At 54.5% G+C, this 15,759-nt stretch carries 11 protein-coding genes; 6 read left to right on the forward strand and 5 right to left on the reverse strand.

The features are described from left to right. Genes OEU85_RS10335 through OEU85_RS10355 form a run of 5 tightly spaced genes read right to left on the reverse strand, consistent with a single transcriptional unit; the run spans nucleotide 1 to nucleotide 5,776 of the window. The gene (locus tag OEU85_RS10335) at nucleotides 1-1,377 is read right to left on the reverse strand and encodes an aminotransferase (protein WP_262691394.1); all 1,377 of its coding nucleotides are present in this window, start codon (nucleotides 1,375-1,377) and stop codon (nucleotides 1-3) included. A 17-nt stretch (nucleotides 1,378-1,394) separates the two neighbouring features. Further along, entirely contained in the window at nucleotides 1,395-2,756 is a 1,362-nt protein-coding gene (locus OEU85_RS10340) for a glutamine synthetase family protein (protein WP_262691395.1), read from the reverse strand. A 55-nt stretch (nucleotides 2,757-2,811) separates the two neighbouring features. Beyond that, nucleotides 2,812-3,555, reverse strand: a complete 744-nt coding sequence (locus OEU85_RS10345; RefSeq protein WP_262691396.1) for a gamma-glutamyl-gamma-aminobutyrate hydrolase family protein — start codon at nucleotides 3,553-3,555, stop codon at nucleotides 2,812-2,814. A 1-nt stretch (nucleotide 3,556) separates the two neighbouring features. Beyond that, nucleotides 3,557-4,459: a hypothetical protein gene (locus OEU85_RS10350; RefSeq protein WP_262691397.1), complete on the reverse strand. Its 903-nt coding sequence runs from the start codon at nucleotides 4,457-4,459 to the stop codon at nucleotides 3,557-3,559. 30 nt (nucleotides 4,460-4,489) lie between these two features. After that, nucleotides 4,490-5,776: an NAD(P)/FAD-dependent oxidoreductase gene (locus OEU85_RS10355; protein ID WP_262691398.1), complete on the reverse strand. Its 1,287-nt coding sequence runs from the start codon at nucleotides 5,774-5,776 to the stop codon at nucleotides 4,490-4,492. A gap of 352 nt (nucleotides 5,777-6,128) precedes the next feature. On the opposite strand from OEU85_RS10355, the gene gabD reads away from it, so the two are divergent. The 6 genes from gabD to OEU85_RS10385 all read left to right on the forward strand — a co-directional run bounded on the left by gabD (nucleotide 6,129) and on the right by OEU85_RS10385 (nucleotide 15,741). Further along, entirely contained in the window at nucleotides 6,129-7,577 is a 1,449-nt protein-coding gene (gene gabD / locus OEU85_RS10360) for an NADP-dependent succinate-semialdehyde dehydrogenase (protein ID WP_262691400.1), read from the forward strand. A gap of 20 nt (nucleotides 7,578-7,597) precedes the next feature. Further along, complete coding sequence (locus tag OEU85_RS10365; protein ID WP_262691401.1) at nucleotides 7,598-8,941, forward strand: glutamine synthetase family protein; 1,344 nt, start codon at nucleotides 7,598-7,600, stop codon at nucleotides 8,939-8,941. Between the two features lie 15 nt (nucleotides 8,942-8,956). After that, a complete protein-coding gene (locus OEU85_RS10370; RefSeq protein ID WP_262691402.1) occupies nucleotides 8,957-10,273 on the forward strand; it encodes an NAD(P)/FAD-dependent oxidoreductase in 1,317 nt (438 codons plus the stop codon). Beyond that, nucleotides 10,273-11,910, forward strand: a complete 1,638-nt coding sequence (locus tag OEU85_RS10375) for a tetratricopeptide repeat-containing sulfotransferase family protein (RefSeq protein ID WP_262691403.1) — start codon at nucleotides 10,273-10,275, stop codon at nucleotides 11,908-11,910. The genes OEU85_RS10370 and OEU85_RS10375 overlap by 1 nt, the downstream gene beginning before the upstream one ends. A gap of 133 nt (nucleotides 11,911-12,043) precedes the next feature. Beyond that, complete coding sequence (locus OEU85_RS10380) at nucleotides 12,044-14,353, forward strand: TonB-dependent receptor (RefSeq protein WP_262691404.1); 2,310 nt, start codon at nucleotides 12,044-12,046, stop codon at nucleotides 14,351-14,353. Nucleotides 14,354-14,415: 62 nt separating this feature from the next. Then, complete coding sequence (locus OEU85_RS10385; protein ID WP_262691405.1) at nucleotides 14,416-15,741, forward strand: aspartate aminotransferase family protein; 1,326 nt, start codon at nucleotides 14,416-14,418, stop codon at nucleotides 15,739-15,741. Nucleotides 15,742-15,759: the final 18 nt, after the last annotated feature.

Genomic DNA, 15,759 nt, shown 5'->3' on the forward strand with positions numbered 1-15,759 from the left:
CTACATGCGTCCGAGCTGTTTGGCTGTCAGGTCTAGCGCGTGCCGAGCCTTCTCAACCAACTCATCAATTTCATCATGCGTGATAACAAGGGGGGGGCACAGGATCATCGCGTCGCCCACGGCGCGCATGATGAGGCCTGTGTTGAAGCAGTGCTCACGGCACTTGAAACCAACATCCAATTCCGCATCGAATGGCTTTTTGATGCCCTTGTCGTCAACAAGTTCAATGCCACCCAGGAGGCCGATGGAGCGCACCTGTCCAACCAGTGGGTGGTCAGCCAGTGTCGCCAATTGTTTCTGGAAATACTCAATGCGCGGCTTTGCGGCGTCGCCAACGAGGCCGTCACGCTCCAGAATCTCGATGTTCTTCAGCGCCACTGCACAAGCCACCGGATGGCCGGAATAAGTGAAGCCGTGGACCATTTCTTCGTCACCGGAGGCGATGGTGTCGGCTATATCGCCGCCAAGCGCCACGGCGGAAAGCGGCTGGTAGCCTGATGTCATGCCCTTGGCCATCGTCATGACATCCGGGGTGATGCCAAAGTGCTGGCTGCCGAACCATTCGCCGGTACGGCCCCAGCCGGTGATCACTTCATCAGCCCACAGGAGCACACCATATTTACGGCATATCGCTTCAATCCGTGGCCAGTAGCCGGCAGGCGGCGGCATCATGCCACCGGCCCCCATGACAGGTTCGCCGACAAAGGCTGCAACATTCTCAGGCCCTAATTCAAGGATCTTGTCCTCCAGAGCCTGTACGCAGCGGTCGGTAAACTCTTCTTCCGTCAGGTCCCCGCCAAATTTGTAGTGATGCGGCGTGGGGCCGATATGATGAATGCCTGGCACCGGCAGGTCAAACTGCGGGTGCATGCCGGTCAGACCTGAGAGTGACGCGGCAATGGTAGTGGAGCCATGATATGCCCGTTCCCGCGCGATGAATTGTTTGCGCTGGGGCTGTCCTTTGAGGTTCCAGTAGTATTTGATCAGCTTATAGGCACTGTCGACCGCTTCGGAGCCAGAGCAGGCGAAAAGCACCTGCGAAATGCCTTCGGGTGTCTTTTCGGCAACCTTGGCGGCGAGTTCTGTTGCGTAAGGGTTGGAGGTCATGAAAAAGAGATTGTAATACGACAGGTTCCGCATTGCCTTTGTCGCGGCTTCCACAATCTCTTCATTCCCATAGCCCACTTGTGTGCACCAGAGGCCCGCCATGCCATCAAGGATCTCGTGGCCTTCGGAATCGGTTAGATACACGCCCTTGGCGCCCGTGATCATACGGACGCCGCGTTCTCTGAGTTCAGGATGGGTGGTGAAGGGATGCAGGTGATGATCCGCATCCTGGCTCTGCCAGAATTTCGTCTGGTTGGAGATCTGGTTCATGGTCTTAACCACCCTTCTTAAACCGTCAGTAGCAGGTATTTGGTTTCCCATGGGCTGAGGACAGAGGAGTAGCTGTCATATTCCATGGCCTTGGCGTCGAGATAGGTTTCGACAAAGCCCTCGCCGAGGATTTCCTTGAGCGCTGTACTGCCGCGCATGTTCTTGAGACCTTCAAGGAAGTGACTTGGCAGCGAACGGCCCCGTGCTTCATAAGCCGAACCACGGAATTCCGGTGCCGGGTCAAGCCCCGCCTTCATGCCAAGGTAACCACAGGCAAGCGAGGCCGCGATTGCAAAATAGGGGTTCACATCCGATCCTGAGATACGGTTTTCAATGCGGCGCGACTCTTTTGAGCCACCAGGGACCCGCAGGCCGACAGACCGGTTTTCCCGGCTCCAGTGTGTGTTCGTTGGCGCCGACCATGCCAGTGAGAAGCGGCGATAGCTGTTCACAAACGGGGCAATCATGGGCATGGCTTCGTGCATGTAGGTCTGCAGCCCGGCGATATGTGACAGAAACAGCTTCGAATGGCTGCCGTCCTCATTGGCAAAAATGTTTTTCCCGGTTTTCAGGTCCACTACAGACTGGTGGATATGCATCGCGCTGCCATAGGTATCCGGGTAGGGGCTCGCCATAAAGGTCGCGAACATATTGTGGCGAATGGCAATCTGGCGAAGGATGCGTTTAAAGAGGAACGACTGGTCGGCCACATTCAGGGCTGGCCCGTGCACCACGTTAAACTCAAACTGCGCAGGACCGGCTTCATGAATAAGTTCATCGACATTAATGCGCTGGGCTTCGCAGGCATCATAGATGTCGTCGAAATAAGGCGCAAATTCATCGAGGCTGTCGATCGAATACGGCGCCGATCCGCTATCTCTGCGGCCAGACATACCGACCGGAGAAATGGGTGAAGATTCAACATCTTCCTGACGATCTATCAGGTAAAACTCGAACTCTGGGGCGACAATCGGCTGCCAGCCTTCGTCTTCATAAAGCTTGAGAACGCGCTTGAGTACCTGCCGCGGCGAAAACGCGACAGGGTCCCCGTTGTCGAGCTCGCAATCGCAGATAACGGCCGCGGTCGGCTCCGGTTGCCACGGTGTCATGCACAGGGTGTCAAGGTCCGGCAGTAACACGACATCGCGTTCGGTCTCCGACAAATAATTATTGAGGGCATAGTCACCCGTGATGGTCATGCCAAACACGGTCTCCGGCAGGCGAAGCCCGCGGGTTTTGAGGCCATCGATAAATTTGGTACGGGGCATGGACTTGCCGCGGGCGATACCTGCGTTGTCCGCCACCATGCACTCGATGTCATCGATATTTTCGGCCTTGAGCCATTTGTCCAGTTCCTCGATGCGCTTTGCATCATACATGGATCACCAATGCAGGCCCATTACTGGGCGCTGTCCTTCTCTCAAATTTGGGGCGCTACGCCCTTTGTGATGCGCGCACGGCGTCGCCAAACGCGCGAAATAGTTTTGTGGACTGCGTGTTTTCCCACGCCTTCCATTCCGGGTGCCACTGCACAGCCAACGCGAAATTTTTAGCGTCTTGCACTGACACCGCCTCAATTGTTGTATCTGGTGCTACTGCTTCGACCTTGAGGCCAGGTGCCAGGTCGTGGACGGCCTGACCGTGCACGGTATTGACCATGAATTCCCGTTCCCCAACGATATCCGCGAGGATGCCGCCTTCTGTTACGGCCACGCTGTGGGCCGGGCCGTATTGGACCTCCACGGGGTCCTTTTTGTTTTCGCGGTGGTCCATGCGGCCTTCAATCTCATGCACCCTCGGGTACAGGGTGCCGCCAAGCGAGACATTGAGTTCCTGAAGGCCGCGGCAGATGCCAAACATTGGCAGACCGGCCTCAAGCACGGCACGTATAAGCGGCAGGGTGTTCGTGTCCCTCAATGGGTCTTCATTTTCGCCTTCAGGCGCGGGCGCGTTGCCATAATGGTGGCGCTGGATGTTGCTGTATCCGCCGGTGAACAGGAGGCCATCAGCAAAGCCAAGGATTGCTTGTGCCGCGATAGGCTCTTCCATCGCAGGGATAAGTACGGGAGTCACGTCCGCGCAGCGCACAAGTGCCTGCACATATTTATCGCCCACCTGATGGTAGCGGTGCGGCCCCTGAACCGTGGTGTCACAAACGATGGCTACAACTGGTTTCATTTTATCTTTTACCTTGTCTGGTTTCGATTTCCGCGCGTTCAACAGCGGTGTCTCGGGCTTGTTCTTCCTCGTCTTCATCTGCGGGTACCGCCTCGTGCCACTTGAAGAGGTTCATCTCGATGAAGAAGAAGGCAACAATCCACAAGAAGGCGTCCCAGAAGCCCATGAAATCACCCAGCCAAGCCCAGTAGCTGCAGCAGACAATCAGCGTAATATAAAGCAAAGCCTTGACCACGCCGTTCCATTTATAGAGTTTTTCCGTCAGTTCCCGGCGCAGTTGCAGGAAGATATCGATCCACAACACGATGACAATCAACACCCATGTGGCTGCGTTGACCACATCTGTAATCGCAAGATTCTCAAGATAGGGCAGCAATTCTGCCGTCGTGAGAGCGTTCAGATGCTCGTTATAAAAGGTTGCTCCTTGCGCAAACATGCCGCAATTTTCCGCACTGAGGTCAGGGAACTCATATAGGTCAAGTGCTACACTTGATACCACGCCGACCGCATCACATGCCGCGCCCGCATAGGGCTGGAAGTCGAGGATCACCTCCATATGGTTGACGTAGCCAATTAGCGCCTGAATGATCAGGACATAACAGATGCCGGCTGCCAGGTTCAGGCTCCATTTCAAGGCGCCTTTCAGTTTTTCATCAGATACTACATAGGTTTGTAGTTCAAAGATGAGAAGGAGAATCAGCCAGCCGAATGAATCGGTGGACTGTGAAAATGCATCAAAGGCATGGCCCAAGCCAATGCCTTCCGGGAAACGTGCAGCCAATGCCAGATATTCTTCGTGCAGGAAATAGACGAAGTTGATGAAGATCAGGGTATAGATACTGTACTTAAACCCCTGAAACAGCGTTTCAGGTTTCAGGCCTAAAATTCGTCGGTCAGATGACACGTTTTGTCCCCCATTCGGGCTCTCCGGGTTTTAAATGCCCAGTTTGTCCCGCATTGAATACCACCAGCAACCGATTGTGCTGAGTGGTACGCTCAGTAATTGCCCTCCTGGAAAACTACGCGCCGGCATCCCGGCAAATACGTCAAAAAGGCTGGCATCACCATGAACAGCAGCACCCACAAGCCGCCCCATCATGTGAGAGCTTGTAACGCCATGTCCGCTATAACCATGCGCAAAATAAGTCGATTTGCCAAGCCGCCCCACGTGAGGGAGGCGTGACCATGTCAAGGCGATGTTCCCCTGCCAGCCATAGTCAACCTTCAGGTCTCGTGTCGCCGGGAAAAGTTTCTCCATGTTGGGCCGCAATGCTTTCTCGACATCTGCGACATCTTCACCGCCATAAACCGTACCGCCGCCAAAAAGCAGGCGCTTGTCAGCGGTCAAGCGGTAATAATCGAGCACATAGTTGGCATCCTCGACACACATATCGGTTGGCAGGATATCGCGTGCCATATTGTCAGAAAGTGGTTCGGTGACAATGATTTGCGTGCTGGCGGGCAGAATTTTGGGATAGAGCTCTTTCACGGTTTTACCGAGATAGGCATTGCCAGCGAGCACAACATACCTGGCGGTAACCGAACCGCCTTCCGTGTGCACAACGGGGGTATCAAGCTGATGCTGCACGCGGGTGACGCGTGTTTGCTCATAAATCGTGGCACCAGCGGCTTCGGCGGCCGCCGCTTGACCAAGGACAAGGTTAAGCGGGTGAATATGGCCGCCATTGTGGTCAAGCCAGCCCCCGACATATTTGTCTGTACCTACATGCTTGCGAATGTCTGATGTGCTGAGTAGATCAATGCCATCGCGGCCGAGTGGTTTCCACAATGCGATGGTGTCTGCAATATCCTTCATCTGCCTTTCGGTATAAGCGGCAAGCACAGAGCCGTGCTTGAGGTCGCATTCGATACCGTATTTGGCGATGTTCTCGCGGATTACATTACCGCCTTCCAATGCGAGAGAGGCAAGCGCCATGGCACCGTCGTGGCCGACGGTTTCTTCAATATAATCTATCTCGCGACTGAAACCATTGATGATCTGCCCGCCATTACGGCCGGAAGCCCCCCAGCCAACCTTGGCTGCGTCCAGAATCACGACTTTATAGCCTTGCTCTGCCAGCGTCAGGCCTGTGACAATGCCAGTGAAGCCCGCGCCGACGATGCAGATATCCGTTTCAATGTCGCCTTTCAGTGATGGGCGGGCGGGGCTCGCGTTTGCCGATGCGGCATAATAGGAGCTTGTATGGTTTATCTGTTGCATCAAAATTACACCTTGCGAACAAATCGGCACCCACAGATGGGATGGCCGCATATTTTCAATAAAGTGATCACATTTTGAGATTGTCGTCAAGCGCTATTCCAAGGCTTTCTTCACGCGGTATTACGCCATATATTGTTGTTTCAGGCTGGGTCTGAAGCGCTCTTGCCGTTGGCTTCGGCGAAAAGTTACCATGGTCGTGTTGACAGTATGAAATTATTGTGATCACATTAATCCGGATCGTGAGGGCTACCTCCTGCGATAATTTTGCGTATTGTTTCAGAGTAGTATGAATTTGACGTGAGAGGTAGCACTTCCCGTTTGTTTGAGCGGCACGATTTTGAGGAGATATTCCATGAAGTTGAATGATCAGGCGCTTCTTAAGGCGCAAGCATATATAAACGGTGACTGGGTATCAGCAGGCACTTCCTTTGAGGTGCGGAACCCGGCAACGGGCGACGTGCTGGCAACATTGCCGGATATGGGTGCCGAAGAAACCCGCGCGGCAATTGATGCGGCGGAAACAGCTTTCAAAAGCTGGCGCAAAATGCTGGCCAAGGAACGGTCCGCAATTTTGCAGAAATGGTTCCGGCTGATTATGGACGCGCAGGAGGATCTTGCGCAAATCCTGACAGCGGAGATGGGCAAGCCCTTGACAGAATCGCGTGGCGAGATCGCGTACGGCGCCAGCTTTATTGAATGGTTTGCGGAAGAGGGTAAACGTGTTTATGGCGATGTCATTCCGTCTCCCCAGCCCGACCGTCGCATCATGGTGATCAAGCAGCCGATTGGCGTGGTGGGCGCTATTACACCGTGGAATTTCCCGAATGCCATGATCACACGTAAGGTCGCGCCGGCGCTCGCTGTGGGTTGTACCATGGTTGTCAAGCCCGCAGCGGAGACGCCCTTGTCTGCGCTTGCGCTTGCTGAACTTGCTGACCGTGCTGGTGTGCCCAAGGGCGTGTTCAATGTCGTGGTTGGCAAAAAGTCACGCGATATTGGTGGGGAGCTTTGCTCGAACCAGAAAGTACGCAAATTGACCTTCACAGGGTCCACCGAAGTTGGCCGTGTCCTGATGCGCCAGTGCTCGGACGATATCAAAAAAATGTCGCTGGAGCTTGGGGGTAACGCCCCTTTCATTGTGTTCGATGACGCGGATATTGATGCAGCTGTGGATGGTGCAATGGCCTCGAAGTACCGCAATTCTGGCCAGACGTGCGTCTGTGCGAACCGCTTGTATGTGCAGGACGGCATCTATGATGCTTTTGTAGACAAGCTCGCTGCCAAGGTCGCGGCGATGAAGGTGGGCGACGGCACCGAGGACGGTGTTGTGCAAGGGCCGCTCATCAACGACGAGGCCATTGAGAAAGTAGAAGAGCATATCGCGGATGCGCTGGCAAAAGGCGGTGAACTGGTCCTTGGTGGCAAACGCCATGAACTGGGCGGCAGCTTCTTTGAGCCGACACTTATCCGTAATGTCACCAAAGACATGAAAGTGGCGCGTGAAGAAACTTTTGGCCCGGTCGCGCCCGTTTTCCGCTTTACGGATGAGGCGGACGTAATCGCTCAGGCCAATGATACGGAATTTGGCCTTGCCTCATATTTCTATGCCCGCGATCTCGCGCGTGTCTGGCGGGTGGCGGAAGAGCTTGAGTATGGCATGGTCGGTATCAATACCGGCATCCTGTCAACCGAAGTGGCGCCCTTTGGCGGAGTGAAACAATCGGGCCTCGGTCGCGAAGGCTCAAAGTACGGTATCGAAGACTATATCGAGATGAAATACCTTTGCATGGCTGGGGTGTAATACAGGAATGAGTGTGGTTTATGTCGGTTGAGCAGGAAATATCGAGTTTTCTTGAGGAACACCCCGATGTCGAAGTTGTCGAGGTGCTGATGGCCGACATGAATGGCATTTTTCGCGGTAAGCAAATCCCTCTGAGCGGCCTGAAAAGGGTGGCGAAGAAAGGGGTGCCCTTTCCCATCACCACGCCATTTTTGACTACGAACGGAGCGAATGCCGAGACCATTTCGGATGAGTATGGTAGCGACCCGGACCGCATCTGTATGCCGGTTCCAGGGTCCCTCAGGCTGATGCCATGGGCGGACCGCAAGTCTGCACAGATTATAGTGACCATGCAGGACAGTGATGGAACCCCTTTCTTTATGGACCCCAGGTCGGTGCTTGACAGGGTTCTCAAGAGATTTGAGGCAGATGGCCTTCGGCCTGTTGTGGCGCTTGAGTATGAATTTTTCCTGTTTGAAGCGGGCTCAGTGCCGCCGGTGCCGGTATCGCCGCCTAATGGCATGGCTGCTGCAGGGGGTGCCAACTGCTACAACATGGATGTGCTCTACGACTTTGAAGCCCTGATGCGTGAGATTGAGGAAACCTGCCGTGCGCAGGATCTCGATATCATAGGGCTGGTCTGTGAATACGGCAACGGCCAGTTTGAAGTGAACTTGCAGCACACGGACGATGTGGAGGCCGCGTGTGACGATGCCCTGGCCCTTAAACGGGTGGTGAAATCTGTTGCTCTCAAACATGGCCTGCTTGCCAGCTTTATGGCGAAGCCGCTTTATGATGAAGTGGGCAACGGTCTGCATGCCCATGTCAGCCTCCTTGATGAAGATGGCAATAATGTTTTTAGCTTGGATGACGGCGATAAGCGCCTGCAGGATGCTATTGGCGGCCTTCTGAAGACCATGCCGGATGCGACGGCGATTTTTGCGCCAAATGCCAATAGTTACCGACGGTTTGACCCTGACTGGTTTGCGCCCGTTGTACCAAACTGGGGAGAGAATAACCGCCGCCTTTCAGTGCGCCTGCCGCTATCCGGCTCTAAAAACCGACGCTTTGAGCACCGGGTTTGTGGCGCAGACGTTTGCCCGCACCTTGTTGTTGCCGCTATTCTGGCCGGCGCGCATTATGGTTTGACCCATAAGGTGGACCCCGGGCCGGAGTCAGGCGAGTTTGACTCCGTGGACTTTGACAATGTACTGCCGCCGCGCTGGCGTATGGCGCTTGACCGATTTGAGAAAAGCAAGGTGATGCGTGAGTATCTTGGCGAGGACTTTGTCGATTTGTACTTGCGCGTGCGCCGCGACGAGGAAGAGGAATTTCACCGGCAGATCAACCTGTGGGATTACGAACAATACTTGAGAGTGATATAGAGGACGCTAGGGTTTATGCGGGTTAGAGACAGCATACATGACGACAGGTTGCCGAACTCCTATTACGCGGCAACCTGTAATGACCTGTCTGGCTTCGGGCGTCTCGAGGGAAACATCAAGGTTGATATCTGTATTGTAGGTGGTGGGTTCACCGGCGTGGCGGCGGCCTTGCATCTGGCCGAGCGTGGTTATGAAGTCGCCCTTGTGGAACAGAACCGTATCGGTTGGGGGGCGTCTGGTCGTAACGGCGGGCAGGTGATCGGCGGATACGGGCCGGAGCTGTCGAATTTTTCCAAAATTGAAAAGACCTTCGGGGCAGGTAACGCCAACACGGTCTGGAAGATGGGCGTTGAATGTGTCGACATTATCGCGGATTGGGTCAAAAAGTACGATATCGATTGTGACCTTCGCTGGGGTTATGTCGACCTTGCAATGAAAGAGAGTGAGCTTGAGGAACTGAAGCAGGCCAAGGCGGCACTTGAAGCTCAAGGGTATGCCGCCGAGCAGAAAGTGCTGAACGCTGACGAAGTGAAGGCTTGTGTGGGTTCCGACCGCTATATCGGGGGTGTTACCAACATGGGGTGGGGGCATTGTCATGTCCTGAACCTTGTGCTTGGCGAGGCGCGTGCGGCTGAACGGCTTGGCGCGCGAATATTCGAAGACGCCCGTGTCAGTAAGCTCCATATTGATGAAGACAATGTTATCGTGGATATGGACCATTGCAGGGTAACGGCCAATAAGGTTGTGTTGGCGGGCAATGCCTATCTTGGCAAGTTGGTGCCCAAGCTGGCGTCACGCGTGCTGCCGGCTGGCAGCTATATTGTCGCGACAGAGCCGCTTGATGCGGGGCTTGCCGATAAGATCATGCCTATGGGTTTTGCGGCTTGTGACCAGCGGTGGGCCCTGGATTATTTCCGCCTGACGCCTGACAGACGCCTGCTGTTTGGTGGGCTTGCCACCTATTCCGGGCGCCATCCACATGATATTGTGGCGGCGGTCAAGCCCAACATGCTGAAGGTATTCCCTGAGCTCATACATACCCGTATCGATTATGCATGGGGCGGCTATATGGGCATTGGCCTGAACCGAATTCCACAGGTGGGCAAGGTGGCGGAAAATATCTATTTCGCGCAGGCTTATTCCGGGCACGGAGTAGCACCAACGCATATGTCGGCCAGGCTGATTGCAGAAGCGATATCAGGCGATGCAAGCCGCTTTGACATTATGGCGAATGTAAAACATCCGCCGTTCCCGGGCGGTCAATTATTCAGGCAACCCATGCTTGCTTTGGGCATGGCCTATTACCGCATGAAGGATGCCATGGGGCGCTGATGGCTACATTGGGACATATATCTGGCGCGGGCGCGCCAAAAGGGCCAGGCGGCTCCAAGATGAACCCGGCGCAGGCGCAGGACTTCCTGCGTCGCGGTTACCGTGCAATGCAGCGGGGCGACTTCCATGAAGCAGGCGGATGCTGCAGCCTTGTGCTCAAACATTTTCCGAAAGCCAAGGAGGCGCACTTCCTTGTTGGCCTGATTGGCATTGAAAGCGGTGACTGGGCAACTGCCAAGCAGGCCTTCCGGAATGTGGTCAGCCTTGACGAAGCCCACACCGCAGGCTGGGCGCAACTTGCGCGCTGCTGTGTGACCATGGGCCAGTATAACCTAGCTGAGAAAGCGCTGCACAACGCGGTGGCAACGGGCACTGACGACCCGTTGGTAATGGATGTCATCGGCAACGTATACAGCCTGCTCGGCGATCAGAAGACCGCACTGGAATGGTTTGATGGCGCTGCCAGCAAGGCAAAAACGGCATTTTTTGAACTCAGCCGGGCCAAGGCGTTGACGTTCCTGGGGCGGCTGGATGAAGCACGTCATGCGCTTGAGGCTGTGCTCCATGAAAAGCCGGATGCCGCGCTCGCACACTGGATGCTGGGCAGACTTCGCACTGCGGAAGGCCCTGAACATATCGCAGCAATGGAGGCAATTTCGGTACGTGTACCGGATGCCCACCCGGACGCGCCGTTCCTTCACTATGCGATTGGCAAAGACTATGAGGACCTTGGCAGGTGGGATGAAGCCTTTAAGGCCTATAACGCAGGTGCCGTGGCTAGGCGCAAGCTGGTCAATCATGATGAAGCTGCGGAAGAAGCGTTGTTTGACAGTCTTCAAGAGCTCCTGACGAAAAACTGGTTTGACGCACAAAAGGATGGGTACAGTGATGCCGCGCCTGTTTTTGTTGTTGGTCAACCGCGCACCGGAACCACACTTATTGAGCGGATCATGACGGCGCACAGTGACGTGGAGTCCGCGGGTGAGCTGCAGCAGTTTGGCATGGCGATTAAACGTGTCAGCGAAATGAGTTCACCGCGCCCCATGACCGCGGAGATTGTGAAAAAAGCGGCGGGTGCGGACATGAAGGCACTCGGCGATCTTTACCTCAATACCACGCGGGCGGTGCGAGGCAGTAGCCCACGGTTTGTCGATAAGTTGCCGGTGAACTATTTATATCTACCGTTTATCGCCGCAGCGCTGCCAAATGCAAAAATCGTTCATATTGTCCGTGACCCGATGGATAGCTGCTTCGCAAGCTACAAGCAGTTGTTCGCGGACGCCTATTATCATTCTTACGACCAGGAGGAAATGGCACGACATCATGTGCGCTATCGCAAGCTGATGGACCGGTGGCGGCACGTGCTAGGCGAGCGAATTCTGGATGTCGCCTATGAAGACACGGTTGCCGATATCGAACCTAACGCAAGGAAAATTATCGATTTCCTTGGGCTTGAGTGGCAGGACGCGTGCCTCAGTTTCTACGAACAGAAATCCGCTGTGACAACAGCGAGCGCTGCACAGGTGCGCGAAGCTGCGCACACTCGCTCTGTTGGCCGCTGGAAAAAATTTGAAAAGCATTTGGGACCGATGCAATCGGTCCTCAATACCGCGGGGTTGTTGAAGTTACCCGTATAACTGGCCAGGCCCCGGGGTGGAGTCTGGTTCGATGTTCAACATGAGAGAGCAGCTGTCAGGGCATGTCTGAACGTTGCTTAAAAAAATCCGGTGACAGACCGGAGTATATCATCCTTAAGGGGAGGAGCAGAAAATGACATCTGTCTATCGAACCCGTACACACGCTATCAAGGCAGGGGCGTCGCTCGCGGCAATCCTTCTATCCGGCGGTGCTGCGATTGCTCAGGACGCGGACGACGACACGCTCGCGATTGAGGAGGTTGTGGTCACCGCACAGAAACGTGTGCAATCAACACAAGACGTCCCGGTTTCCATCACAGCGTTTGACGCCAATTTCACCAAGCGAGTCAACATTGATGATGTGAAAGATCTGGTGAAATTCGCGCCAGGCTTTGCTGGTGACAGTAAAGACAGCTTCATCGATTATATCAACATTCGTGGTATCTCCACCAATGACTTCGGGGTGGGTGGCGATCCATCGGTCGGTTTTTTCAAAAACGGTCTGTATCAGGGTCGCAACGGTGTGGTCGTGACTTCCATGTTTGACATGGAACGCGCAGAAGTTCTCAGGGGCCCACAAGGGTTTCTTTTCGGGCGCAATGCCATCAGCGGTGCCGTAAGCCTATACACCGCCAAGCCGAATTTCGATTCTGCGTCGGGATACGTTGAGCTGGGTGCCGGCGAGCGGGGCATCCTTGAGATGGAGGCCTGGACCAATATCCCGATGAATGACAACTTCGCGCTGCGTCTTGCTGCCTATCACAGCGAAGAGGACGGCTATTCAGATAACGCCGCGGAAATTGGCGACGATAATCTCGTAGCGCACGATAAGTCTGCATTCCGCGCAACTGCCGGGATGCGCGGCGAAAGCTGGGATGCGACCCTCATGTTGGAATATGAGGACCGTAAACAAAGTGGCTCAATCTACCGGTTGATAGAAGATGACGAGGTTGTCCCGTTTCTGGAAGAGGTGCTGGGCCGTGATATCAGCCCACGCGGCAGTATCCGGAGTGTGGATAACGACGCCAAGCTTGGCAACTATGACAACGGTGAGATCATTTCGCTTAGTGCCGAAATCAACTTTGACCTTGGCTTTGCGACCCTGACCTCCGTGACGGGCTACAAAGACCATGATTATTCTTATGCCGAAGATTTTGACGGCATGAATATCGGGTTCAATGACTACGCACAGGACCAGAGCGGAGATTATTTCGAGCAGGAACTTCGCCTTGTTAGCCAAGCGGATGGCCCGCTTAGCTGGTATGGTGGTGTTTCTTATTACAAGGAAAATATTGATGCCTTCTTCCGCCAGCGCGGCGACGAAGAAGTCATGTGTGCGGCTTACTACTATTATTCCTGCTCCGAAGTATTCGCCTACTATGGCTGGGGCGAGTTTACGCCAAACCCTGATGGGTTGCTTGAGGCAAACCAAGTATACGGTAAATACCACGGTTGGGGCGCCTATGTGGATCTGACCTACGCCGTAAGCGACAAGTTCGAGGTCGGGGCGGGTATGCGCTACAGCAAGGATACCAAGGAATTTGGTAACTATATCCTGCCTGTAGACAGCGAGCTTGGTCCATTCTGGGCATTTGGTGTCACCACGGACGGTTTTGTTGAGGGCGAACACTCGTGGGATGCCTTCACACCGCGGTTTGTTGCGCGTTATCGTCCCAATGACGACTGGATGATCTACGCCAGCGCCACGCGCGGCTTCAAGGCCGGTGGTTTCGGCAGCTTTGCGGTCGAAGCGGATGACGACGACGTAACCGAGGATCTTGTCGCGCTTAATGCCACACTCAATCAGTTCGAGCCAGAGACGGTCTGGTCCTATGAGGTTGGTGTGAAAGGCGATATGCTCAATCGCCGTATCCGTCTGGATGTCAGTGCGTATCACTACCGCTATAAAGATCTGCAGCTCAATTACTTCGACAAGGGGACGCGGATCACCAACGTGGGTAAAGTGAAGTCCTGGGGGCTGGAAAGCACCGTGCAGGCTATCGTGAACAAGAATATTGACTTATTCTTCGCAGGCTCATGGAATGAGAACGAAATCTCGGGGGCCGAAACCGTCGAGCCGGGCAGTACAGGCAATCGCCTGCCGGGGTCGCCCAAGTTCACGCTTTCTGGTCTTGCCAGCTATCATTTTGAAGTTGGTAACGGTGAGATGAATGCTTCCGTTGACTTCCGAACACAAACCAAGACCTACGGGGGGCTCGGAAATTCGGAGGTGTTTGCAAACCCGGGCTGGACCGATGTATCGGCGCGTCTGAGCTATGAAAGCTTCAACAGCTGGAAAGTAACGGCCTATGTGGAGAATATCTTCAACGCGGCTTACTATGATGGCACGTCTGAGGCTGGCGGCTTCTTCCCCGGCCATGGCTTTGGTATCAGCCGACCAACGACAGTCGGCGTGAAATTTTCCTATCGCTTCGGCGAATAAACTTAATTCAATGCAGCGAAGGGCATACGTGCCCTTCGCATCTTATGCAAAATAGGTGTTTCATGGACGGCACAAACAAACGTATGAATGATGATATGGCAGCCTACTGGATGCCGTTCACGCCAAACAAAGATTTCAAAGCCAACCCGCGCATGCTGGAAAGCGCGGATGGCCTTTATTACCGCACGACGGACGGGCGTGAGGTGATCGATGGATCATCGGGGCTCTGGTGCTGTGCGCTTGGACATAACCATCCAAAGGTGGTTGAGGCAATACGCGAACAGGCTGGCACGCTTGACTACTCGACCGCGTTCCAGTTTGGACATCCCAAAGCATTTGAGCTCGCGAATATGCTCAAGGACACTATGCCGGGCGATCTTGACCATATCTTTTTTACCAACTCCGGTTCCGAGTCCGTGGACACTGCGCTGAAGATGGCGCTTGGGTATCACCGCTTGCGCGGGGAGGGCCAGCGCACGCGCTTTATTGGCCGTTTGCATGGTTATCATGGTGTTGGCTTTGGCGGTATTTCCGTCGGCGGCATGGTCAATAACCGCAAGTTTTTTGGCGCACAGCTGCCGGGGGTGGACCATCTGGCGTTCCCATATGATGAGAGTATGAAATTCTCTAAAGGTCAGCCGACCGATGGCGCCGACTATGCCAATTCTCTTGAGGAGATTATCTCGCTTCATGATGCAAGCACGATTGCCGCAGTGATTGTGGAGCCTGTCGCGGGGTCCGCCGGTGTGTTTGTTCCACCAATCGGGTATCTCGAACGCCTGCGCGAGATTACAGAACAACATGGTATTCTGTTGATATTTGATGAGGTTATCACTGCGTTTGGCCGTCTGGGGTATGCTTCAGCTTCGGAACGTTTTGGCATTGTACCCGACATCATCACCACAGCCAAAGCCGTTAACAATGGATCAGTGCCGATGGGTGCTGTGGCTGTCCGTAAAGGCATCTACGATACTTATATGGATGAGGTGAAGGGCGGGGTTGAGCTTTTCCATGGTTATACCTATTCCGCGCATCCGCTGGCGGTAGCCGCCGCAATCGCGACCCAGAAGGCCTATGCGGAAGAGGGCGTGTATGAGCACGTGCGCGCGACAGAAGACTATTTTGCTGATATGGTGCATAACCTGCGCGATGCGGAAACGGTGACTGATGTGCGCAACCTGGGCTTCATGAGTGCACTCACATTTGCACAGATCGACGGCAAACCGGCGTCGCGCTCAGGCAAGATATTCCTGCGCGCATTTGAGAATGGGCTCAAGGTGCGCATGAGCGGTGACCACATTGCCATCGCGCCGCCACTGGTGTCGCGAAAAACAGATATTGACAAGATTGGTGAAATTATGCGGAAAACCATCAACGACGTTAGTTAACCACCCGCAATTTCATCA

Source organism: Kordiimonas aestuarii (genome assembly GCF_025574465.1).
In the GTDB taxonomy this organism is placed as follows: Bacteria; Pseudomonadota; Alphaproteobacteria; order Sphingomonadales; family Kordiimonadaceae; genus Kordiimonas; species Kordiimonas aestuarii.